The organism is Streptomyces sp. NPDC020681, from assembly GCF_044334895.1.
In the GTDB taxonomy this organism is placed as follows: Bacteria; Actinomycetota; Actinomycetes; order Streptomycetales; family Streptomycetaceae; genus Streptomyces.
In genome coordinates, this window is record NZ_JBIRTX010000008.1 from 184,355 (window position 1) to 206,550 (window position 22,196).

Sequence of the window (22,196 nt, forward strand, 5' to 3'; positions counted from 1 at the left end):
CTGTGACTGATACCCCACCCCGGGCGTCGTACCCGACTGTCTCGCCCCCTGATCGACACCGGCCCCCACCGGTGCTGAGCATCAGCGTACGGCTGGGGGACGGCAGCGGAAGGCTATTTGCAGAACTGATTGTCCAGGCTGTGCACGGTGTGCCAGAAGTTTCGTATTGAGGCGGAAGTCGACAAAGATACGCGCCGGTTGTGCTCAGGAGAGCCGGGTCGCGCCGGGTGCCGGAGTCGCCGAGAAGATCCGCGGGACGCGGTAGGACGCGGCGGCAAAGGCTTCCAGGACGGACTTCGTCACCGTCGGTTTCGTCGACACGTCGGTGAGGACGATCGCCGATCCGCCGAAGCCGCCGCCGGTCATCCGCGCTCCCAGCGCGCCCGCCGCCAGCGAGGAGTCCACCACCAGGTCCAGTTCGGGGCAGGAGATACGGAAGTCGTCCCGCAGGGAGGCGTGGCCCTCGTTGAGGATCGGGCCGATCGCGTGGACCTCGCCCGACTCCAGGTGGGACACCACGCGTTCGACCCGGTGGTTCTCCGTCACGATGTGCTTGGCCAGGGCCCGGATCTCCGGGTCGGTGAGGCGCCCGAGTGCTTGTGGCAGTGCCTCGTACGAGATGTCCCGCAGCGCTGCGACGCCGAGTTGTGCCGCCGCGGCCTCGCAGCCCGCGCGGCGCTTGCCGTACTCGCCGTCGCTGTGGGCGTGTTTGACGCGGGTGTCGACCACCAGCAGTTCGAGGCCGAGTGCCGCCAGGTCGAACGGGATCTGGCGCTGGGACAGGTCCCGGGTGTCCAGGTGCAGCGCGTGGCCCGCGGTGCAGCAGGCCGAGGCCGTCTGGTCCATGATCCCGGTGGGCGCGCCGACGTAGACGTTCTCGGCGCGCTGGCACAGCCGGGCCATCCGCCATCGCTCCAGGCCCAGTTCGTACAGGTCGTTCAGGGCCAGCGCGGTGACGACCTCCAGCGCGGCGGAGGACGAGAGCCCCGCGCCCGTCGGCACGGTCGACTCGAAGTGGAAGTCCGCGCCGCCCACTTCGTGGCCCGCGTCCCGCAGCGCCCAGACCACCCCGGCGGGATAGTCGGTCCAGCTGCGCGTGCCGTGGCCCGGCGTCAGGTCGGCGACGCGCAGTTCGACGGCGCCGCCCCCGACGCTCGCCGAGTGCAGCCGCAGCAGGCCGTCGTCCCGGCGGGCCGCGGTGGCGACCGTGGTGTGCGGCAGCGCGAAAGGCATCACGAAACCGTCGTTGTAGTCGGTGTGTTCACCGATCAGATTCACCCTGCCGGGCGCCGCCCACACGCCTTCGCTCATGCCTCGGTCTCCCTCATGCCGTGTTCTCCCTCGCCCGGGCGAAAGCCCAGGCGTCCGCCACGATTCCCGCCAGGTCGGCACGGCTCGGCCGCCAGCCGAGCCGGTCCCGCGCCGCCTCGGCCGAGGCCACCAGCACCGCCGGGTCGCCGCCGCGGCGCGCGGCCACGATCTCCGGCACCGGATGTCCGGTGACCTGGCGCACGGTCTCGATGACCTCGCGCACCGAAAAGCCGTTGCCGTTGCCGAGGTTGCAGATCAGATGCTCGCCGGCGCTCGCCGCGTCCAGCGCGAGCAGATGCGCCTCGGCGAGGTCGGCGACATGGATGTAGTCGCGTACGCAGGTGCCGTCGGGCGTCGGGTAGTCGTCGCCGAACACCGAGATCGACTCGCGCCTGCCGAGCGCGACCTGGAGCACCAGCGGGATGAGATGGGACTCGGGTTCGTGGCGCTCGCCGCAGGATCCGTACGCCCCGGCCACGTTGAAGTAGCGGAGGGAGACGGCCGCGAGCCCGTGCGCCGCGGCCTCGCCGGTGATCATGTGGTCGACGGCCAGCTTGGACGCACCGTACGGACTGGTCGGCGCGGTCGGGTCGGACTCGGTGATCGGCGTCGAGACGGGCTCGCCGTACGTCGCCGCGGTCGACGAGAACACGAGCTTACGGACGCGGGCGGCGCGCATGGCGGCGAGCAGTTCCATCGTCCCGCCGACGTTGTTGGCCCAGTACTTCTCGGGCTTCACCACGGATTCGCCGACCTGCGAGAAGGCGGCGAAATGCAGCACCGCGTCGTAGGAAGGGTCCAGCCACTTGGCGGCGTCGCGGATGTCGCCCTCGATGAAGGCCGCGCCCGCGGGCACGCCTTCGCGGAAGCCGGTGGAGAGGTTGTCGAGGACGGTCACCTCGTACCCGGCCTCCAGCAGGTGCTGCGCCACCACGCTGCCGACGTATCCGGCTCCGCCCGTCACCAGGTACTTGTTCACTGGGTCGCTACCTCTCGCAGTCGCTCGGCCGCGGTTTCCGGCGGCACATCGTTGATGAACACGCTCATACCGGACTCGGAACCCGCGAGGAACTTCAGCTTGCCGGAAGTGCGGCGGATGGTGAAAAGCTCGAGATGGAGCCCGAAGTCACTTTGGACCGCACGGAACGGCGCCTGGTGCCAGGCCGCGATGTACGGCGTGGGCGGTTCGCCGTCGCCGAAGATCCGGTCGAAGCGTCTCAAGAGTTCCAGATAGATCTGTGGGAACTCTGTGCGCGCCGCGTCGCCGAGCGCCCGCAGGTCCGCCACGCGCCGCCGCGGATAGAGGTGCACCTCGTACGGCCAGTGCGCGGCGTACGGCACAAAGGCGACCCAGTGCTCGCCGGAGAGGACCACGCGCTCGCCGTCGGACAGCTCGCGCTCGACAAGATCGTCGAAGAGGTTGCGGCCGGTGCGCTCCCGGTGCTCGGCGGCGGAGCGCAGCATCAGCTCGGTGCGCGGGGTGACGAAGGGATACGCGTAGATCTGGCCGTGCGGATGCCCGAGCGTCACACCGATCTCGGCACCCCGGTTCTCGAAGCAGAAGACCTGCTCCACCTGCGGCAGTTCGGCGAGCTCGGCGGTCCTGTCGGTCCAGGCGTCCAGCACCAGAGCGGCCCGCTCCTCGCCGAGGCCGGCGAAGGAGGCGTCGTGGTCGGAGGTGAAGCAGACGACCTCGCAGCGGCCAGAGTCACCGGCCAGGGAGGGAAAACGGTTCTCGAAGACGACGACGTCGTAGTCCGCGGCAGGGATCTCGCTGAGGCGGCCGTCGCGGGACGGGCAGAGCGGGCATTCGTCGGCCGGCGGGTGGTAGGTACGGCCCTGGCGGTGCGAGGCGATGGCAACCGAGTCGCCGAGCAGCACATCGCGGCGAACCTCGGAGGTCGTGGAGATGGGATCGAGCGGGCGCCGGTCGACAGCGTCGCGTACGGCGTCGTCGCGGGAGTCGTAGTAGAGCAGTTCACGACCGTCGGCGAGCCGGGTCGACGTCTTCTTCACTATGGGGCTCCTCAGCCTCCCAACAAACAGAACCGAACACAACAAACCACAAGCCAACAGTCCAGTCAATGGATGCGCACGGGCGCGGACACCTTCAGATGAATGAGCACATCGGAGACCGTGCCGACCGCCAGGAACATGGAGCACCGCAGGCGTCGCGGGCACACGGAAGATGCCGATCACAACGCATCAGGCGGGATCGGGCGGCATCGGGAGCAAGATCCCGGCACAAGATCCGGGCGCGAGACCGGGCTCGAGTCCTCGGAGGACTGAGCTACTGCCGAGGACTGAACTACTGCCCGGGCACCGGGCCGGGTATCAGCGGCGACTGCGGCAGCGGCGAGACGGTCGCCGCCCGGTCCAGCAATCCGGTGCGCGCCGCCAGCGCGGCCGCCTCCAGCCGCGACCCCACGCCCAGCTTCATCAGCACCCGCTGCACATGCGTACGCGCCGTGCTCGGCGCGATGCCCATGCCGGCGGCGATCAGCCGGGTGTCCTCGCCCTCCGCGACCCTGACCAGCACCTCGACCTCGCGCGGAGTGAGCAGCTGAAGCAGCCGCTGTCCCTCGTCGTCCGGCTGCGCGGCCGGATTGAGCAGCTCGGCGAACGCGCCCTGCAGCAACTGCGGCGCCACCACGGCCTCGCCGGCCCGGGCCTTGATCATGGCGCGCTCGACGCCCTCGATGCGCTCGTCGTGACGTACGTATCCGGACGCGCCGGCCGCGAAGGCCGCGGCGATCCCGCGCGGCGAAGGCACCGGCCCGAGCACCACCACGGCGACCTGGGGCCGCTCCCGCTTGATCTTCACGATCGGGTCGAACGCGCCGGGTTCGGCAGGCGTCGCCGTGCCCAGCAGACACACCTCCGGCGCCCTGCTGACCACCAGCTCGGCCGCACCGGCAGCAGGCGCCGCCGCGGCGAGCACCCGATGCCCCCGCAGTTTCAAGGCCGAGGCGAGTGCCTCGGCGAGCAGTCGGTGATCGTCGACCACCATGAGCCGCACGCTCATCGAGCAACCCCCATCCCCCGCTGCCGCCGGCCCCCCGGCCTCTGACCCGGCAAGCTACACGCTTGTTCGACTTTGCGCGCCCCTAACTCTGCAGAAGCCCCACAGAGTGCCGAATTCTTCGCCAAACAGGGCTACTTATGACCGTGGCCCGGCACATCGCTTCTGCGATGTGCCGGGCCCGTGAACGAGTCGGTGATTCAGATGAGTCGGGCCAATCAGTCGCCCGTGCTGAAGGCGATGGCCAGATACTTCTTTCCGAAAGACGACGAGGTCGAAGACGGCTTGCTCAACAGCACCGCGCCGATATACAGCCGCCCGTTCGTGTAGCGGAACTCGGCGTAGTCCGAGGTGAAGCTGCCCTCCGCGTCACGCACCGCCTTGTCGGCCGGATTCTCCATCAGCACCGTGGGCTTGAAAGTGGCGCCGTCGATGCTGACGACCTGACCGCCCTTGTCGTACGGCGGCGACTTGTACGCGATGAGGTTTCCGCCGTCCATGCGCACCGGGAACATCGAGTACTTGTCGCCCGCGTCGGCCCGGTCGCTGGTGGGCTTTCCGGTGGCGAGGTCGAAGGAGACGATCTCGTTGGTGTCGCCGTACTCCCCGGTGCCCTCGTGGTCCTCGGTCGGCAGATAGATCTTGCCGTTGCCGACGACGACCTTCTGGCAGCTCTCGACCTCGGTCGAACCGCAGCGCGCCTGGAACTTGTCGACCGCCGGGATCTTGGCCTTCAGCGTGCCCTTCTCGTCGAGCGAGAAGAAGTCCGAGATGCCGAACGTGCCGGTGTCACCGACGTCGGCGGCCACGACCAGCGGCTTGCTGGAGACGATGCTCGAATACTCGACGCCGGCCGGCATCTTGTACGTGAACAGGGGCGCGCCGCTGGCCGGGTTGACGGCCTGGATGAGGACCTGCGGGTTGTCGTACGTACCGCACTTGCGGACCGCGACGAGCGCCGGTCCGCCGCCGTAGCCCATGTCGTAGCAGCCCTCGGCGTTGGTCGTCGGCTTCCAGCGGACCGCGCCGCTGTTGAGGTCGAAGGCCGCGCCGCCGTCGGTGCCGCCCGCGGCGACCGTGGTGCCGCTCTGGGTGACCTCGGTGAACTTGGCCTTGCCGTCACCGCTGGTGCCACCCGTGATGGACTTGCTCCACAGCAGCTTGCCGGAGTTGAGGTCGACGACGCCGACCTCGGTGCACGGCTGGTAGTTCTTCGGCGGAACGCGCTTGGCCGCCTCGAAGACGATCGCGGCCTTGTTGTCCTCCGACACATGGCGCGACGCGGCGCAGACCTGGCCCGGCAGCGGCAGCGTCCACAGCGGGCTGCCCTTGGACGCGTCGTAGCCGACCACCGAGTTGATGCCCGGCTTGACGTACGCCTTGTCGGTGACCCAGGAGCCCTTGACGCTCGTCACGTCGGTGCGCGTGGGCTCCGGGAGCTGGAAGGCGACCTTGGAGTTGACGTCGGACGGCGCCTTCTCCTTGCCGGGGCCGTCGGCGGCGTTGCCGCCCGTGCCGCCGCCGTCGGAGCCCTTGGACGTGCCGCCCGAGCTGTTCTTGGCCTCTTCCTTCTTGCCTCCGTCGTCACCCTTCGACGAGGAGTACCAGATGCCGCCGCCGACGATCAGCACCACGGCGAGGGACGCCGCGATGATGATCTGCATCTGGGTGCTGAGCTTCTTGCCGCTGCCGCCGGGCTGCGGCGGCTGCGGCATGTACTGCTGCGTCGGGGGCTGTCCCGGGTAGCCGTAGCCGGGCTGGGCCGGCGGCTGTCCCGGGTAGCCGTAACCGGGCTGGGCCGGCTGCTGCTGCTGCTGCGGATAGCCGTAGCCGGGCGGGGCCTGCGGCGGCTGCGCGGGCGGCGGGGTCCCCGGGGCGGTTCCCGGAGCCTGCGGATAGCCGTACGACGGGTCCTGCGGGGGCGGCGTCGGTGCTCCGAAGCCTCCCGGTGGAGGGTCCTGGGGCGCGCCGAAACCGCCCCCCTGCGGGGGCTGGTTCGGCGGCGGCGGAGGCGGCTGCGTCATGGCGTACTTACCTCGGTTGAGAAAAGAGTTGGGTTCGAAGGACTCAGAGGCGATCGGGACGCGGTCACTTGCCGAAGGCCATCATCGTCTTCGTCTCCTTCTCCTCGGTGTCGTTCGAGGCGCTCACACGGCCGCTGGCGATGAAGAACCGCCCGTCCGCGTAGACCGTCTCCGCCGAGTAGAAGGAGTTCTCGATCTCCGCGGTGGAGGCCGGGTGCTGGAGCAGCACCTTCGGCGCGCCACCGGTCGGCGCGATCGTGGCGACCGAACCGCCCGCGTCGTATCGCGCGGCCGTGTAGACGAGGACGTTGCCGCCCTCCATGCGCAGCGGCGTCATCTTGCCCTCGCCACCCGCCTTGGAACGCCACTTCTCCTTGCCGGTGTCGAGGCTGAAGGCCACGACCTCGTTGGGAGTTCCGTACGCCGTCTCGGTCGACATGTAGAACGTGGACGCGTCGGCGGCCATGCCGGTGCAGCCCTCGAGGTTCTCACCGAAGACCACGAAGGCGCCGCCGCAGCGCGGCGCGTACTTGTCCTTGCCGCCGTCGATCGTCGAACGCGGCGTGCCGTTGTCCCTGAGCGCGATGATCGACCACTTCTTCGGCTCGCGCTGTGTCACGGAAATGACCAGCGGGCTGGCGGAGTAGACCTTGTCGATCTCCCAGCCGACGGGCGCGCTGTACGTCCACTTCGCCTTGCCGGTGGCCGGGTCGACCTCGCTCAGCTGCTGCTTCGGCTTGTTGTAGTCCGAGACCGGGCAGCTGGAGGCGGCGAGGAGCTTGGGGCCGCCGGCGTACGCGAACGGCTTGCAGCCGCTGGACGGGCCCTTGAAGAGCTGGCTGCCGTCGGCCATCGAGAAGCCGTACGAGGATCCGGTGCCGGCGACCGCGAGCGTGTTGCCGCTGATGGCCAGCGTGAAGTCGGAGAGCGCGAAGAAGCCCGTGGACTTCGGGATCGGCTTCTTCCAGCCGGCCTTGCCGGTCTTGAGGTCGATCTGCTGGAGCTCCATGCACTTGGCCTTCTCGGTGAGGCCGTCCTTGACGCCGATGACGATCTTGCCGTCGGCCGACGTCTGCGCCGGGGCCGAGCACACCTCGGTGTTGAGCGGCAGGGTCCACTTCTTCGAGCCGTCGGCGACCGAGTAGCCCACGACCGACTTGTACATGGCCTTGACGATGGTGTCGCCCGCGACCCACGGGCCGAAGACCTCGGCGCCGTTGCGCGGCAGGTCGACGTCGTTCTTCGTCAGGAACAGGACCTTGGCCTCGCCGTCCTTGCGCCCGGCGTTGAGGTCGTCGCCGTCCTCACGGCCGGTGCCGCTGCCGTCGCCCTGGTCGACGGACTCGGAGCCGGTCGGCGTCGGCTCCTTGCTCTTGCTGATGTTCTTGCCGTCCTTCTTGTCCTCGCCACCGCTCAGGGCGAGGTAGGTGCCGCCGCCGATCACCAGCAGCGCGGCGACGGCCGCCCCGATGATGACTCCGGGCTTGCCCTTGAAGAAGTTGCCACCACCGCCACCGGGCGGCGTCGGCGCGCCCGGGTACTGCGGCTGGGTCGGGTAGCCGGTGTAGGGCCCCGGCTGCTGGCCGTACGGACCGGGCTGCTGGCCGTAGGGGCCCGCCGGCTGGCTGTACGGGCCGGGCTGGCCGGGCGGCTGCTGCGGATAGCCGTAACCGGGCTGGGCCGGGGGCTGCTGCGGATAGCCGTAGCCAGGCGCGCCGGCAGGCGGCGTGGGCGGCATCTGCGGCGGCTGCGCGGGCGGTTGGGGAGGCGACTGAGGGACCCCCTGGGCCCCCTGCTGCGGGTCCTGAGGAGCCCCGAAGCCTCCCGGCGGTTGCTGGCTGGGCGGCTGACTCATCAGCGCTTCCCCCTTCATACGGTCCGATGCCCGACCGGCCTCCCCCGCTTTTCCGCCGCGCGTACGGACAGCTACGCGCGGCGGAAAGGAGCGTTTCGGACATGGATCCCGCGGTTTTGCGACAGTCGAGCGGGGCTTCTTTCTATCACCCGGGCACGCTCAAACTAGGGTCCGGTGCACCCCTGTTCCCAAGGGAGGACCACGCCGTGATGCCCTCGTTACGAGACCTGCACGCGCTCTCTACGCGTACCAGCCGGCGACCGGCCGGGAGGCCGTGCGAAGGGTAGGAACTACGCCTCTTCGGCGAGCTCGAGCCAGCGCAGCTCCAACTCGTCGCGCTCGCCGATCAGTTCCCGCAGCTCCACGTCCAGTTTCGCCACCTTCCCGAAGTCCGTGGCGTTTTCGGCGATTTCGGCGTGCAGATTGCGCTCCCGGTCGGAGATCTTGTCGAGCCGCCGCTCGATCCGCTGCAACTCCTTCTTCGTGGCACGGGAGTCACCCGCCGTCTTCTCCTTGCCGACCGGCGCCGGCGGCGCGACCGGAGCGGCCGCCTCGATCATCCGCGCCCGCCGCTCCAGGTATTCGTCGATGCCGCGCGGCAACATTCGCAGCGTCGCGTCGCCGAGCAGCGCGAACGTCCGGTCCGTCGTCCGCTCGATGAAGAACCGGTCGTGCGAGATGACGACCATCGAGCCGGGCCAGCCGTCGAGCAGGTCCTCCAGCTGGGTCAGCGTCTCGATGTCGAGGTCGTTGGTGGGCTCGTCGAGGAAGAGAACGTTCGGCTCGTCCATCAGCAGCCGCAGGATCTGGAGCCGGCGGCGCTCACCGCCGGACAGGTCGCCGACGGGCGTCCACTGCTTCTCCTTGGAGAAGCCGAACTGCTCGCACAGCTGGCCCGCGGTCATCTCCCGGCCCTTGCCGAGGTCGACCCGGTCCCGTACCTGCTGCACGGCCTCCAACACCCGCAGGGCGGGGTTGAGTTCGCCGACCTCCTGGGAGAGGTACGCCAGCTTCACCGTCCGGCCGACGACGATCTTCCCGGCCGCGGGCTGCTGCTCGCCCTGCGTACGGGCGGCCTCGGAGAGTGCCCTCAGCAGCGAGGTCTTGCCCGCGCCGTTCACCCCGACCAGGCCGATCCGGTCGCCGGGGCCGAGCTGCCAGGTCAGATGCTTCAGCAGCACCTTGGGCCCGGCCTGCACGGTCACGTCCTCCAGCTCGAAGACGGTCTTGCCGAGCCGGGCGTTGGCGAACTTCATCAGCTCGCTGGTGTCACGCGGCGGCGGCACATCGGCGATGAGCTCGTTGGCGGCCTCGATGCGGTAACGCGGCTTGGACGTACGGGCGGGTGCTCCGCGCCGCAGCCAGGCCAGCTCCTTGCGCATCAGGTTCTGCCGCTTGGTCTCCTCGGTGGCGGCGATCCGCTCCCGCTCGGCCCGGGCGAACACATAGTCGCTGTAGCCGCCCTCGTACTCGTACACCGAACCGCGCTGCACGTCCCACATGCGGGTGCAGACCTGGTCGAGGAACCAGCGGTCGTGCGTGACGCAGACGAGCGCCGAACGGCGCGCCTGAAGATGCTTCGCCAGCCAGGCGATGCCCTCGACGTCGAGGTGGTTGGTGGGCTCGTCGAGAACGATCAGGTCCTGCTCGGCGATGAGCAGTTTGGCGAGCGCGATCCGCCGCCGCTCACCGCCGGAGAGCGGCCCGATGACGGTGTCGAGGCCCTGCTCGAACCCCGGCAGATGCAGATCCCCGAAAAGTCCGGTGAGAATGTCCCGGACCCGTGCGTCCCCGGCCCACTCGTGGTCGGCCATGTCGCCGATGACCTCGTGCCGCACGGTCGCGGCGGGATCGAGCGAGTCGTGCTGCGTGAGCACCCCGAGCCGCAGCCCACCGCTCTGGGTGACGCGCCCGGTGTCAGGGTCCTCCAGCTTGGCGAGGAGGCGGATGAGGGTGGTCTTTCCATCGCCGTTCCGCCCGACGACACCGATGCGGTCCCCCTCGGAAACGCCGAGGGAGACTCCGTCGAGCAGGGCACGTGTTCCGTACACCTTGCTGACTGCCTCGACATTGACCAGGTTGACGGCCATTAACACTCCAGATGAGGGGATCGATCGGCTTACCAGCCTAGTCGGCCCGGGGGGTGCGATAGCTTCCGGTGATCGATCAGGCGACGGGGGCGGAGCATGGCGGGCTCGGTGTGGGCGCGGTTCGCACGGCATCGGTGGCTGCCGCAGGTGACCGGCACCGCGCTGGCCGTGGCACTGTTCGCGGGATTCATCCTCGTATGGAACGAATGGCGCGACGACGACAATGCCGAGGTGCTGACGAGTGCGTGCGGCGGTGCGCTGCCCGCGGGCGCGGTACGGAGCGTGCTGCCCGAGAACGAGTGGTGGCAGCTGACCGCCGATTTCGACACCATCGGCCGGCCGGGCGCACGGCCGCTCGTGTCCTGCGCGATCGGCTGGGACGACGAGGACCACGTCGGCTTCGAACTGACCGCTGTGCCGGTGCTGGACGCGCCGCTCAAGGGCGTTCAGCTCGGCGACGTTCTGGCCGGCGACCCGTATGAGGATGCCCCGGAGTGGGCCGCCGATCACGAAGAGGCCGACACACAGGTCCTGGTCCCGTGTCCCGAAGGGCTGCCCGGCTATCCGAGGCCGGTGACCGGCTTCCGCGTCCACGCCTCGCTGCACAGCGGTGACGACGATGCCGAGGGTCCGCTCGGGGAGGCAGTGGCGGCGGTCGCGAACCGGATTCGGGAGAAGAGCGGCTGCGGCGGGCCGGACGTGAAGCCCGCGGACGCCGAGCGGGTGCCCGAGCGCGAGGACGATGAGAGCTCCGACGAGGACTCGGACGAGGTCCCCGCGGCCTGCCGGTGGTTCCGCCCGTCGGACCTCGGCAAGGGCTGGCGCCCGGCCGGGAACGGCATGTCGAGCGGCAGCGTGCCGTGGGCCCGTGCGTGCTCCGTCCGCCTCCAGCAGCCCGATCCGGCCGGCGAACAGGACCGGTCCGCGGCCGTCACGGCAGCCGGCTGGTGGGGTGTGGTGCTGCCCGAGCTGCGGATCGAGTACGGGGCCGAGCTCGCCGCGCTGACCGGCGACGGCGGACAGCCGCCGAAGAATCCGTACAGCCGCGTGGCAGCGGACAGTTACACGATGGCCGTCTGGGCCGAGGGGATCTGCGCGGACGGGAAGGCGATGCACCGTCTTTCGGTGAGCACCCCGTCGCGCGAGCTGACCGAGAGCCGCCTCGACAAGCTGCTCGACAACTACCTCGACTCCGCCGGGTGCAAGGACGCCCAGGTCCTCGGGAAGGTGTGGCTGTGAGCGCGGTCGGCGCCCTCAAGGGCTTCTGGCGTCGGCGCAAGGTGCGCCTGACCGTCATCTGGACAGCGGCGGCCGTCATAGTCGCGGGCGGGTTCTTCTGGCTGTCCGGTGGCTACGACGCCTGGCGCAACGACATGGCGCTGGACACCGTCTGCGACGGTGATCTGGCCGCGGACCGCGTTCGGGCCCTGTTCCCGGACATCGAGCTGGAGTCCTCCGACAGTGCGCAGGAGGACCGCACGTACTGCTATGTCGATGCCGCCGACGAGGACGGGACCGCCGAACTCACGCTGAGCTTCCGGCCCGTGACCGACTCCGCCACTGTCTTCGGTCCCGGCGAGTGGTCGGCCCCGTTCGGCGGCGGCTGGACCGGGTCGTTCAGCTTCGATCCGGACTCAAGAGGAAATGACCGCGAAGAGGCCAGGGCGAGCCTGCTGCTGGACTGCGGCAAACAGCCGGACGACGGGCTGATGGCGACAGTCAACGCCCGGCTCGGGCGGGGCACCTTCGAAGACCCGGCGGCCCGGACCCGGCTCACCGCCGTGCTCACGGAGACGGCGACGGCGTACGCGCGGCGCACCGGTTGCGAGACGTGGCCGGGCAAGCCGGTGAAGGACGTCGGAGTCTCGACGACCACCTGGGACTACAAGCCGGTGTCCGCGGCGTCCGGGACGTGCGCGGGAGTCCTCGACCCGACTGCCGCACGCCGGTGGGGAGTTCGTACGGCGGTCGAGACGGCGGCCGCGCCCGCGCCGATCGAAAGCTGCACGCTCGGCGGCTACCAGGCGGTGCCGCTGTATGAATTCAGCGCGCGCTACGGCCCGTTCGGGATCCGGGCGAGCAGGGAGTCCGACTACGACGAGCGTGGGAACGGCGACTCTCCCAGCGGCGCGTACTCGCTGATCGCGGAGTGCCCCGGCGGGCAGAGCACCGGGGCGTATCAGGTGCGGACGCTCCCGAAGGGAGACCGGAGCCGCTTCGGCGCGATGACGCTGGACCACAAGGGTCTGCGGGCGGCGCTCCAGCGGTTCGCGGACCGTTCGGCCGCGCGGCACGGCTGCGAGAAGCCGCAGGCCTGACCCCAGGCCTAGGCGCGGCGGCCCGCGCGTTCGACCAGGAGCCAGCCCGCCAGGGCCATCGCCACCGCGGCCGGGGCGGTGACGCGGATCGCGATCAGCATCGCGGAACGACCCTCCAGTAGCCCGCCGAAGCCGACCATCGACAACCCGAGGACGCCGAGCAGGCAGAGCGTGATCCCGAGCGCCGCGGCCGGTCCTCCCGTGCCGGAGCCGGGGGCAGCGGGTGCGGGGCGTTCGAAGGTGCGGAAGGCGGCGACCAGGAGCGCCGTGAGGACGAGGGCGGCCGCGACGCGGAGCGGGACCTGGGTCCACCAGGCGGCGGTGGCGGGAGCCGGCAGGCGTACGTCGAGGGCGAGCAGCGCGCCGTAGACGCCGAGCATGGCGGTGAGGTGCCAGAGGAAGGCGGTCATCGCGATGCCGTTGGCGGCGACGACGCCGCGCCACACACGCTCGCGCCGGACGAAGCGGGTGCCCGCGGTCCTGAGCAGTTCCACCGCTCCCACCAGCCACAGCCCGTGGCAGAGGAGGGCGAGCGTGGGCGGGGCCATGTTGGAGACCTTCTCGCCGGGCATGCCGACCATGGAGAGGGGATACGGGCCGTACGCGACGAGGGCGACGGCGCCCGCGAGGCCGGCGGCGGCGAGCACCGCGGGGCGAGGTATGCGGCCGTCGGCGCGCAGGAAGCCGAGCTGGTGCACGGCGAGCCAGACGAACGCGAAGTTGAGGAACTCGACGAACGGCACGCCGAACGCGAACCGTGCCACATCCACGGCGACCGCCGCGGCCACGAGTCCGCCGAACGCGCCCCAGCCGTACCGCTCGTGCAGCTTCAGCAGCGGCGGCGTGAACGCGACCATCGCCAGATAGATCCCGATGAACCACAGCGGCTGCGCCACCAGCCTGAGCGCGACGCCGGTCAATCCGCCGCCTCCGCCCAGCAGTTGCACGATGAGCGCGGCGACGCCCCAGACCAGGATGAACACCATGGTCGGCCGCAGCAGCCGTTGCAGACGGGCCCGCAGGAAGGCGGAGTAGACGGAGCCTTCGGGGTGCTTGCGGCGCAGGGAGCGGTAGGAGAGCGCGTGCGAGAAGCCGCCGACGAAGAAGAACACCGGCATGATCTGCAGTACCCAGGTGAGCAGTTGCAGCTCGGGCACGACGGCGAGCAGATTGCCGACGCCGTCGGCGGTGACGACGGCCATCAGCCAGTGCCCGAGGACGACGGTCCCGAGCGAGGCGACCCTGAGGAGGTCGACATACCGGTCCCGCGTCCCCGGAGTGGCGGCGACGAGCTCACGAACGCTTGATCCCATAGGAGTACGGTGCCGTCGCGGCCGGCCCCGGGGTGAGCGCGTTCGTACTCAACTCGGTCTGAGTACGTCCTCCACCCAAGGGCCCGCCTCAGCCCGCCTTCAGTATCTGCGCGACCACCGGCCCGGCCGCGTCGCCGCCGTGGCCGCCGGACTGGACGACCGCCGCTGCCGCCAGGTCGTCGGCGAAGCCGGTGAACCAGCTGTTGGACTTGCCCTGGCCGTCGACCTCCGCCGAACCCGTCTTCGCGCCCTTGTCGCCGCCGACGCCGGACATCGCGGACTGGCCGGTTCCGTAAGCGGCGGTCGCGCGCATCATCTCGCGAAGCGCCTGCGCGATGGAGCCCGGCAGCCGCTGTGCGGTGGCCAGTTCGCGGTCGTCGAGGCCTTGCGGGACGATCACCGGCTGCTTGAAGCCGCCGCTCTTGGCGGTGGCGGTGATGGACGCCATGTTGAGCACGTTCATCGTGATCTTGCCCTGGCCGATGTACGAGGCGGCGGTCTCCGCGCCCGACGACTCGGGCACACTGCCGTCGACGCTGACGATGCCGGTCTGCCAGTCGAGGCCTATGCCGAAGTACTTGCGGGCCGTCTCGCCGAGCGCCGTGCCGGCGGTCTTCTTCTTGTTCAACGGCGTGATCGCCTTGATGAAGGCCGTGTTGCAGGAGCGGCGGAAGCTGTCCTTGAACGTGCCGTTCTTGATCTCGAACTTCTCGAGGTTCTGGAACGGGACGCCGTCCCACATCACCGTCGACGGGCACTCCACCTTCGCGCCGGGCCCGTGCACGACACCGTTGTCCATCATCATCGCGGCGGTCACGATCTTCATCGTGGAGCCGGGCGCCTGGGCGCCCATCATCGCCGTGTTGTAGCCGTCGGCCGGGCTGTTGGCGACGGCCCGGATCTCGCCCGTACTGGGCTTGATCGCCACCACCGACGCCTGCCCGTACTTCTTCACGGCCGTCTCGGCCGCGGCCTGGACGTCGGCGTCCAGCGTGGTGTCCAGCCGGCCCTCCTCGCCCTTGCTCAGGGTCAGCAGGGTCTGGTCGGCGGCGGCCTGGTCGCCGGCCTGGTCGGTGGCGGCGACGACGAGTTCGACACCGGCCGTGCCGCCCGCGTCCTCGCCGTACTTCTTGCGCAGCGAATCCAGGATGGGCCCGAGTGAGGGGTACTTCTCCTTCGTCAGCTCGCGCCCCTTGCGGTCCACCGCCTTGATCGGCGGCGCGGACGCCTGGTCGGTCTTGAGCATGGTGTTCTTCGTCAGCTTCGGGTGCACGACGGCGGGCATCCAGTCCACCAGCGCCCGGCCGGTGGAAAGCCCGCGTACGACGGTCAGTTCGGAGGTGTACGACCAGGGCTTGGCCTGTCCCTCGTACGACACGGTCGCCTTGACGGTGAACGGCACCTTCGCGCCTACGGCGGTGCCGGGCGTGATCACGGCCTCGGAGACATGCGCCTGGTCGCGGTACCCGGCGAGCAACGGCTCGGCCTCCGCGGCGTTGTTGGTGAGCTGCGCGGCTTCCGCGGCCTTGCCGTTCGCCCAGGCGGCGAGGAAGTCCTTGGCGGCCTGGTCGATCTCGTCGGCGCTCGGCGGCCCGGACTTCTTGGTCGCGGCACCGGACTTGGTGCCGGTGCCGGTGCCGCTGCCGGTCAGCCCGTTGTACAAGTTGTATCCGCCGTAGCCCACGCCACTGGCGACCACGACAAAGACGCCGCCGACGATGGCGACCTTTGCTCCACTGCGCATCGGTGCAGTCCCCTCCCCAGGAGCACTACTCCTTGAACGTGTTCAAGGAGATGCATCGCGTGCACTCTACGGGACAGCAGTGACGGAAGGGTTGGTCGTTATCGGACCGCGACGATCAGGCACCATCAGGCACACCACCAGAATCGCTCACGACCGCACACGCAGCCTGCGCGGTTCGATGCGTTCCTCGACCGCAGTGTCGCCCTCGCGCACGACCGCATACGCGCCCTTCCCCGGCACCTCCGCCACCGCCTCCACCAGCTCCGTACCGCGGTAGACCAGGCCCACCCCGTCGTCCGTGCAGTGCGTCTGCGGCAACGTGCCGTCCGCGACGAGCCGGTGGACCAGTGGGCGCCGGCCGGCGTCGGAGTCGTAGTGCACTCCGTTGCCGTACGGGAGGAAGCCGAGCGCATTGGTCAGCGGCCGCAGCTCGGGGCCGAAGGAGTCGGTGGTGCCTCCCCGGAACCAGCAGATCGATCCGGCGCTGACCCCGCTGAGCACGACACCCGCCTCCCAGGCCCGGCGGAAGACGCCGTCGAGCCCGTGGACCCGCCACACGGCCAGCAGATTGGCGACCGAGCCGCCCATCACCCACACGACGTCCTGCTCGAGAACGGTGCCCTCCACGTCGTCGAGGTTGGGCATGGGAAAGAGATGGAGCGGAGTGAGGTCGAAGCCGGCCACCCGGGCGGCCTCGGTCATGCGCGCGGTGAAGTGCTCGGCATCGCCTATCGCCGTGCCGACGTACATGATCCGTGGCCTGCGGCCCTGCACCCCTGACAGCTCGACCGCGTGATGCACCAGGGCGTCGAACGCCACCATGGTGCGGCCGCCCACCCGGTGTCCGCCGGAAGTGGCGAGGATGGTGGGCTCCGAGGCGGTCATGGCACAGGACCCTAGTGCAGGGCTCCACCGGCTCAGCAGGGCCCGGCGTCAACGGGTGTTCGCCAGAAGGCTTTCGGAGAGGGTCCACAGGCGCTGCGCACCCTCCGGGTCGAACGCGAAGGGGGCGACTCCACGGAAATAGGTGAGGCGGTCGACGGTCTCCGCCTCCTTGCAGTCGTCGAAGTAGCGGCCGCCGATTCCGTCGAGCAGCGGTGAGGTGGCGAGCAGTACGGAGTTCGCCGCTCCCTGTTCCACCGACTTGATCACTTCGGCGGGGACCGTGTCCATGCTGCCGTCGTCCAGGTGGCGCTGGAGGTTGGTCTGGATGACGCCAGGCGTGAGGGCGTTGGCGGTGATGTTGTCGTCCGCCCAGCGGCGGGTCGCTTCGACCGCGAAGAGCACGTTCGCCGTCTTGGACTGGCCGTAGGCGAGCCACGGGTCGTACGCGCGGAAGGCGAAGTTGACGTCGTCGAAGACGACGGGCGAGAGCTGGTGGCCGGTGGAGCTGACGACCACGATCCGGGCGGCTCCGTCGGCGGCCAGCGCGTCGTGCAGGCCGTTGGCGAGAGCGAAGTGGCCGAGGTGGTTGGTGGCGAACTGCAGCTCCCAGCCCTGTGCGGTGTACTGCTCGGGACAGGCCATCACTCCGGCGTTGTTCACCAGCACGTGCAGCGGACCCTGCCAGCCGGCCGCGAAGTCCGCGACGGACGCCGGGTCCGTCAGGTCCAGGTGGACGACGTGCAGCGCCTGGTTGCCGGTGGTCGCGGCGATGTCCTTGGCGGTGCGCTCGCCCGCGGCGATGTCGCGTACCGCCAGGGTGACTTCGGCGCCGGTTCCTGCCAGGGCCCGTGCGGTCTCCACGCCGATGCCGGAGGAGGCGCCGGTGACGACGGCACGGCGGCCGGTGAGGTCGATGCCCGAGGCCACTTCGGCGGCGGTGCTGGCGAAGCCGAAGTCGGTCGTGATGGCAGTCATGCGGAACTCCTTGCTGAGGTGGTCAGGGGGTGAGCAGCTGGTCCTGCTCGGTGGGCGGCGTTCCGTCGTGCCAGGGCAGGACCTTGCCGAAGCGGACGAGTTCGCCGTACTGGGCCGGGTCGACGCCCTCGGACAGGACCAGGTCGATGACCGGCCGGGCCGCGTCGGAAGGTGACCGGGCGTGGCTGTAGTCGCTGAACCAGGGGCGGGAGGTCGCGGTGTCGACCATGCCGGGGCAGACGGAGGCAATCAGCGTGCCGGTGGCGAGGTCGCGGTCGCGGCGTTCCGCGGCGACCGCGCGCACGGCCGCGACCTGGGCCACCTTGGAGGGCACATTGAGCCAGCGCGGCCAGCCCGACTCCTCCGCCGTCCTGGAATGGATGGCGCTGCGCCAGGACTCGACGGCGTACTCGACCTGGTCCAGCGTCGCGCCGTCGAAGAGAGGGTGCAGCCGCGGGTCGAGGTGGCCGAGGGTGCCCAGAGTGCTGGCGACGACGATCAGCCGGCCGCCGGGATTCAGCACCGGGCCGAAGGAGCGCAGGACCGAGTGCGTGGCCACGTTGGAAACGTCGATGGCCTCGTCCGCCTGCTCGGACTGCGGCAGGTCCGGGCTGAGCCGGGCGACGGCGTTGGAGATCACGATGTCCACCCCGCCGTGGCGCTGGGCGAGTTCACGGGCCAGCGCGGCCACGGCGTCGGCGTCGGCGACATCGAGGACCCGGCCTTCCACCCGGCTGCGGGTGCCGGGCGCCTGTGCCGTCCGGGCGGCGGCGCCCATGACCCGCCGGGCGTTGCGGCCGGTGAGCAGAACCAGGTCGTCCGGGCCCATCCGGGCCGCCAGGCCCTCGACGAGCGCCCGCCCGAGTCCCTGGTTCGCCCCGGTGACGAGGGCGATGCGCGGGGCGGCACGTGAACCACTGTGCGGTGTGTTCATGCCTGCCACGCTAGGAACACAACGAGCATGCGTCCAACGAAAGTTACGCACACCTGGTATGCGTAATCCTCATGGACTTCACCGATGTCTCGCTCACCGCGCTGCGGGTCTTCCGTACGGTCGCCGAGCAGCGCACCTTCACCGCCGCCGCGACCGCGCTGGGCTACACGCAGTCGGCGGTGTCACGGCAGATCGCCTCCATCGAGCGGGCGGCGGGTGCGGAGCTGCTGGAGCGGCGTCGCGACGGCGTACGGCTGACGGCCGCCGGCCGGGTCGTGCTGCGCCGGGCCACCGTCGTGCTCGACCAGATCGACGCCACCGCACGGGAGTTGTCCGGCCTGCCCGCCCAGGGCGCGACGGTACGGGTGGGCTGGGTCCCCAGCGCGGGCCCCGTGCTGCTGCCGCGGGCGCTTGCCGCACTGGCCCGCACGGACCCCGCCATCACGGTCGTCACACGCGAAGGCGGCACTCCGTCTCTGGTCCGGGCCCTGCGGGCGGGCAGCGTGGACCTGGCGCTCCTGGGGTCGGCGCCGCCGTTCCGGTCGCCGGACGACGAGTCGCCGCCGCTGGCCGTGCAGACGCTCACCGAACGCGCTCTGCGCCTCGCGGTGCCCGCCGCCCATCCGCTCGCCCGCGGTGATTTCGTCGACGTCGCCGATCTGCGCGGCCGGCGCTGGATCGCCGGTCCCATGTCCGGTGAGGACCGGCTGATGGGCGTGTGGCCCGGCCTGGACGAGCGGCCCGAGATCGCGCACACCGCGCGCGACTGGCTGGCCAAACTCCATCTCGTCGCCGCGGGCTGCGGCATCACCACCGTGGCCGCCTCACTCGCCCCCGCCGCACCTCCCGGCGTACGCATCCTGCCGGTGCGCGGCGGCCCGCAGGAGCAGCGGCGGCTGCTCCTCGCCCGGCTCCCGGCCCCGCCGACCGAGCCCGTCGCCCGGGTCGCCGACGCCCTGCGGGTCGCGGCGATCGACACGGACACACCGCTGTAGGGCCTTTCGCCTGATCCAGACGAAAGGCTCTAGACCCAGGTGTCCAGCCACATCCTGTTCCGCCAGTCGTCCAGCGGGATCACCGCTCCCGTGTACAGCGGATAGAAGTAGATGAAGTTCCAGATGATCAGCAGGACCAGCACACCCGCGCCGATCGCCCCGATCGCTCTCCGCCGTTCGTCCGAGCCCGGTGGCCCCAGGATCGCGCCGATCATCATCGCCACCGCCAGGCACAGGAACGGCACGAACACGACCGCGTAGAACAGGAAGATCGTGCGTTCCTGGTAGAAGAACCACGGCACCCAGCCCGCCGCGATCGCGCAGGCGATCGCGCCCGCGCGCCAGTCGCGGCGGAAGGCCCAGCGCCACAGGATGTAGCAGATCGCGAAGACGGCCGCCCACCAGAGCATCGGGGTGCCCAGCGCCAGCACCTCGCTCGCGCACTTGTCGCCCGCGTCCGCGGGGCAGCCGCCGGTGCCCGCCTTCGGGTCCTCGTAGTAGTACGAGACCGGGCGGCCCAGGACGATCCAGCTCCAGGGGTTGGACTGGTAGGTGTGGCCGGAGGTCAGATTGACGTGGAACTCGTAGACCTCGGTCTCGTAGTGCCAAAGGCTCCGCAGCCAGTCGGGCAGCCAGGTGAAGCTGCCGCCTTCGCCGGCCGTGGTGGCCCAGTTCCTGAAGTAGCCCTTGTCCGTGACGATCCAGCCGGTCCAGGAGGCGATGTAGGTGGCGATCGCGACCGGGACGGTGGAGACGAAGGCCGGTACGACGTCCTTCTTCAAGGCCGCCTTGTACGGCTGGACCGCGCCGGCCGTGCGGCGGGCGCCGACGTCCCAGAGCACGGTCAGCAGACCGAAGGCGACCAACACGTAGAGGCCGTTCCATTTCGTGCCTGCCGCCAGGCCCAGCATCACGCCCGCCGTCAGCCGCCACGGCCGCCAGCCCAGGCGCACCGTTTCCGCGACCGTCGCGTCCGGCCGGAGCACGCCGTCCGCGTCCTCCGGCAGCGCCGCCGCGAGTCTGCGCCTGGCCCAGTCCCGGTCGATGAGCAGCGCGCCGAACGCGGCCAGCACGAAGAACATCAGCACCTGGTCGAGCAGCGCCGTGCGGCTCATCACGAAGTGCAGGCCGTCCACCGCGAGCAGGGCGCCCGCCAGGCAGCCCAGGAACGTCGAGCGGAACAGCCGGCGGCCGATCCGGCAGAGCATCAGCACCGACAGCGTGCCGAGCACAAAGACCATGAAGCGCCAGCCGAACGGCGTGAAGCCGAAGAGCTGCTCGCCGAGGCCGATGACCCACTTGCCGACCGGCGGATGCACCACATAGCCGGGGTCGGTCGGGATCGGGACGGACGACGGATCCTTCAGGATCTGCTTGTCGATGTCCTTGGGCCAGCTGCCCTCGTACCCCTGGTTGATCAGCGCCCAGGCGTCCTTGGCGTAGTACGTCTCGTCGAATATCACCGCATCCGGCTTGCCCAGATTCACGAACCGGAGCACGCCCGCGACCAGCGCGACCAGCAGCGGACCGCCCCAGGAGGCCGCCCGCAGCAGCGGGTTCACGATGGTCGGCGGGATGCCGAACACCGGCCAGATCCGTTCGGACGGCCGGGTGTAGGGCGGCACCAGGCGTTCGCGCAGCCCGATCACGGGCCGGGGCACGTAGCCGAATCTGCGCAGCCGCTGCTGCCAGCCGGGCGGCTGCTGATCGGCGTCCTTGCCCTGCAAGGTCTGAGGCGCGGTACTGGTCACCGCGCCATCGTAGGGAACGCGACTGTGCGAGTCGTGCGTGCGGGTCCTGCGAGGATGGTGTGTGTGACAGGAACGCTGGTACTCGCAGGGACCCCCATCGGCGATACGGCGGACGCGCCGCCCCGGCTCGCCGCCGAACTGGAGGGCGCCGACATCGTGGCCGCCGAGGACACCCGGCGGCTGCGCCGGCTCACCCAGGCGCTCGGTGTGCAGACCCGCGGGCGCGTCGTGTCGTACTTCGAGGGCAACGAGGCGGCCCGTACGCCGGAGCTGGTCGAGGCGCTGGCGGGCGGTGCGCGGGTGCTGCTGGTCACCGACGCCGGGATGCCGTCCGTCTCCGACCCCGGCTACCGCCTCGTCGCCGCGGCCGTCGAGAAGGACATCAAGGTCACGGCCGTGCCGGGGCCGTCCGCCGTGCTCACCGCGCTCGCGCTGTCGGGCCTGCCGGTGGACCGCTTCTGCTTCGAGGGCTTTCTGCCGCGCAAGGCGGGCGAACGGCTCTCCCGGCTCCGCGAGGTCGCGGCCGAGCGCCGCACGCTCGTCTACTTCGAGGCGCCGCACCGGCTCGACGACACCCTCACCGCAATGGCCGAAGTTTTTGGACCGATGCGGCGCGCCGCGGTGTGCCGTGAGCTGACCAAGACATACGAGGAGGTCAAGCGCGGCGGTCTCGGCGAACTGGCGGCCTGGGCCGCCGAGGGCGTACGCGGCGAGATCACCGTCGTCGTGGAGGGAGCGCCGGAGTCCGGTCCCGCCGATCTGGACGCCGCTGAGCTGGTGCGCAGGGTGCAGGTGCGCGAGGAGGCGGGCGAGCGCCGCAAGGAGGCCATCGCCGCGGTGGCCACCGAGGCCGGCCTGCCCAAACGCGAGGTCTTCGATGCCGTGGTGGCGGCAAAGAATGCGGCTCGAACGGTCCCTGCGGACGGTAAAGGTCTATCGTGAAAAGCAAAGCGCAGACCGTGTCCTGGCCGTTTGTGCA

General features: G+C 70.3%; 17 protein-coding genes. 4 read left to right on the top strand and 13 right to left on the bottom strand.

Going from position 1 to position 22,196, the window contains the following annotated elements:
• Positions 1–204: 204 nt before the first annotated feature.
• The 7 genes from galK to ACH4YL_RS21000 all read right to left on the bottom strand — a co-directional run bounded on the left by galK (position 205) and on the right by ACH4YL_RS21000 (position 10,302).
• Positions 205–1,311 carry a galactokinase gene (gene galK / locus ACH4YL_RS20970; RefSeq protein WP_398508890.1) on the bottom strand — a complete coding sequence of 369 codons (1,107 nt, stop codon included), beginning with the start codon at positions 1,309–1,311 and terminating at the stop codon, positions 205–207.
• Between the two features lie 13 nt (positions 1,312–1,324).
• On the bottom strand, positions 1,325–2,290 hold the full coding sequence (gene galE, locus ACH4YL_RS20975) for a UDP-glucose 4-epimerase GalE (RefSeq protein ID WP_398508891.1): 966 nt from the start codon (positions 2,288–2,290) through the stop codon (positions 1,325–1,327).
• Positions 2,287–3,327, bottom strand: coding sequence for a galactose-1-phosphate uridylyltransferase (gene galT, locus ACH4YL_RS20980; protein WP_398508892.1), 1,041 nt, complete (start codon positions 3,325–3,327; stop codon positions 2,287–2,289). The genes galE and galT overlap by 4 nt, the downstream gene beginning before the upstream one ends.
• A 292-nt stretch (positions 3,328–3,619) precedes the next feature.
• Entirely contained in the window at positions 3,620–4,336 is a 717-nt protein-coding gene (locus ACH4YL_RS20985) for a LuxR C-terminal-related transcriptional regulator (RefSeq protein ID WP_398508893.1), read from the bottom strand.
• 215 nt (positions 4,337–4,551) lie between these two features.
• The gene (locus tag ACH4YL_RS20990) at positions 4,552–6,357 is read right to left on the bottom strand and encodes a PQQ-binding-like beta-propeller repeat protein (RefSeq protein WP_398508894.1); all 1,806 of its coding nucleotides are present in this window, start codon (positions 6,355–6,357) and stop codon (positions 4,552–4,554) included.
• A 64-nt stretch (positions 6,358–6,421) separates the two neighbouring features.
• On the bottom strand, positions 6,422–8,212 hold the full coding sequence (locus ACH4YL_RS20995) for a PQQ-binding-like beta-propeller repeat protein (RefSeq protein ID WP_398508895.1): 1,791 nt from the start codon (positions 8,210–8,212) through the stop codon (positions 6,422–6,424).
• Positions 8,213–8,502: 290 nt separating this feature from the next.
• Positions 8,503–10,302, bottom strand: a complete 1,800-nt coding sequence (locus ACH4YL_RS21000) for an ABC-F family ATP-binding cassette domain-containing protein (RefSeq protein ID WP_398508896.1) — start codon at positions 10,300–10,302, stop codon at positions 8,503–8,505.
• Between the two features lie 96 nt (positions 10,303–10,398).
• Between ACH4YL_RS21000 and ACH4YL_RS21005 the strand changes: the two genes are divergently transcribed.
• Both ACH4YL_RS21005 and ACH4YL_RS21010 read left to right on the top strand, forming a co-directional pair.
• Entirely contained in the window at positions 10,399–11,541 is a 1,143-nt protein-coding gene (locus ACH4YL_RS21005; RefSeq protein WP_398508897.1) for a hypothetical protein, read from the top strand.
• Positions 11,538–12,620, top strand: a complete 1,083-nt coding sequence (locus tag ACH4YL_RS21010; RefSeq protein WP_398508898.1) for a hypothetical protein — start codon at positions 11,538–11,540, stop codon at positions 12,618–12,620. The genes ACH4YL_RS21005 and ACH4YL_RS21010 overlap by 4 nt, the downstream gene beginning before the upstream one ends.
• An 8-nt stretch (positions 12,621–12,628) precedes the next feature.
• On the opposite strand, the gene ACH4YL_RS21015 is transcribed toward ACH4YL_RS21010, so the two are convergent.
• The 5 genes from ACH4YL_RS21015 to ACH4YL_RS21035 all read right to left on the bottom strand — a co-directional run bounded on the left by ACH4YL_RS21015 (position 12,629) and on the right by ACH4YL_RS21035 (position 18,471).
• Positions 12,629–13,933, bottom strand: a complete 1,305-nt coding sequence (locus tag ACH4YL_RS21015; protein ID WP_398508899.1) for an acyltransferase — start codon at positions 13,931–13,933, stop codon at positions 12,629–12,631.
• A gap of 88 nt (positions 13,934–14,021) precedes the next feature.
• Positions 14,022–15,677 carry a penicillin-binding transpeptidase domain-containing protein gene (locus ACH4YL_RS21020; RefSeq protein ID WP_398508900.1) on the bottom strand — a complete coding sequence of 552 codons (1,656 nt, stop codon included), beginning with the start codon at positions 15,675–15,677 and terminating at the stop codon, positions 14,022–14,024.
• 147 nt (positions 15,678–15,824) lie between these two features.
• The gene (locus tag ACH4YL_RS21025) at positions 15,825–16,562 is read right to left on the bottom strand and encodes a Type 1 glutamine amidotransferase-like domain-containing protein (protein ID WP_398508901.1); all 738 of its coding nucleotides are present in this window, start codon (positions 16,560–16,562) and stop codon (positions 15,825–15,827) included.
• Between the two features lie 48 nt (positions 16,563–16,610).
• A complete protein-coding gene (locus tag ACH4YL_RS21030; protein WP_398508902.1) occupies positions 16,611–17,537 on the bottom strand; it encodes an SDR family NAD(P)-dependent oxidoreductase in 927 nt (308 codons plus the stop codon).
• 22 nt (positions 17,538–17,559) lie between these two features.
• Positions 17,560–18,471 (bottom strand): SDR family NAD(P)-dependent oxidoreductase, encoded by a 912-nt coding sequence (locus ACH4YL_RS21035; protein ID WP_398508903.1) that lies wholly within the window; start codon positions 18,469–18,471, stop codon positions 17,560–17,562.
• 71 nt (positions 18,472–18,542) lie between these two features.
• On the opposite strand from ACH4YL_RS21035, the gene ACH4YL_RS21040 reads away from it, so the two are divergent.
• Positions 18,543–19,466 carry a LysR family transcriptional regulator gene (locus ACH4YL_RS21040; protein WP_398508904.1) on the top strand — a complete coding sequence of 308 codons (924 nt, stop codon included), beginning with the start codon at positions 18,543–18,545 and terminating at the stop codon, positions 19,464–19,466.
• Between the two features lie 29 nt (positions 19,467–19,495).
• On the opposite strand, the gene ACH4YL_RS21045 is transcribed toward ACH4YL_RS21040, so the two are convergent.
• The gene (locus ACH4YL_RS21045) at positions 19,496–21,217 is read right to left on the bottom strand and encodes a dolichyl-phosphate-mannose--protein mannosyltransferase (RefSeq protein WP_398508905.1); all 1,722 of its coding nucleotides are present in this window, start codon (positions 21,215–21,217) and stop codon (positions 19,496–19,498) included.
• 54 nt (positions 21,218–21,271) lie between these two features.
• Here ACH4YL_RS21045 and rsmI point away from each other — a divergent pair, with 54 nt between their 5' ends.
• Entirely contained in the window at positions 21,272–22,159 is an 888-nt protein-coding gene (gene rsmI / locus ACH4YL_RS21050) for a 16S rRNA (cytidine(1402)-2'-O)-methyltransferase (RefSeq protein ID WP_398508906.1), read from the top strand.
• Positions 22,160–22,196: the final 37 nt, after the last annotated feature.

Coding starts and splice junctions, on each gene's coding strand:
- galK (WP_398508890.1), bottom strand. CDS start 1,311: ATGAGCGAAGGCGTGTGGGCGGCGCCCGGCAGGGTGAATCTGATCGGT.
- ACH4YL_RS20985 (WP_398508893.1), bottom strand. CDS start 4,336: ATGAGCGTGCGGCTCATGGTGGTCGACGATCACCGACTGCTCGCCGAG.
- ACH4YL_RS20990 (WP_398508894.1), bottom strand. CDS start 6,357: ATGACGCAGCCGCCTCCGCCGCCGCCGAACCAGCCCCCGCAGGGGGGC.
- ACH4YL_RS20995 (WP_398508895.1), bottom strand. CDS start 8,212: ATGAGTCAGCCGCCCAGCCAGCAACCGCCGGGAGGCTTCGGGGCTCCT.
- ACH4YL_RS21000 (WP_398508896.1), bottom strand. CDS start 10,302: ATGGCCGTCAACCTGGTCAATGTCGAGGCAGTCAGCAAGGTGTACGGA.
- ACH4YL_RS21005 (WP_398508897.1), top strand. CDS start 10,399: ATGGCGGGCTCGGTGTGGGCGCGGTTCGCACGGCATCGGTGGCTGCCG.
- ACH4YL_RS21015 (WP_398508899.1), bottom strand. CDS start 13,933: ATGGGATCAAGCGTTCGTGAGCTCGTCGCCGCCACTCCGGGGACGCGG.
- ACH4YL_RS21020 (WP_398508900.1), bottom strand. CDS start 15,677: ATGCGCAGTGGAGCAAAGGTCGCCATCGTCGGCGGCGTCTTTGTCGTG.
- ACH4YL_RS21025 (WP_398508901.1), bottom strand. CDS start 16,562: ATGACCGCCTCGGAGCCCACCATCCTCGCCACTTCCGGCGGACACCGG.
- ACH4YL_RS21030 (WP_398508902.1), bottom strand. CDS start 17,537: ATGACTGCCATCACGACCGACTTCGGCTTCGCCAGCACCGCCGCCGAA.
- ACH4YL_RS21035 (WP_398508903.1), bottom strand. CDS start 18,471: ATGAACACACCGCACAGTGGTTCACGTGCCGCCCCGCGCATCGCCCTC.
- ACH4YL_RS21040 (WP_398508904.1), top strand. CDS start 18,543: ATGGACTTCACCGATGTCTCGCTCACCGCGCTGCGGGTCTTCCGTACG.
- rsmI (WP_398508906.1), top strand. CDS start 21,272: ATGGTGTGTGTGACAGGAACGCTGGTACTCGCAGGGACCCCCATCGGC.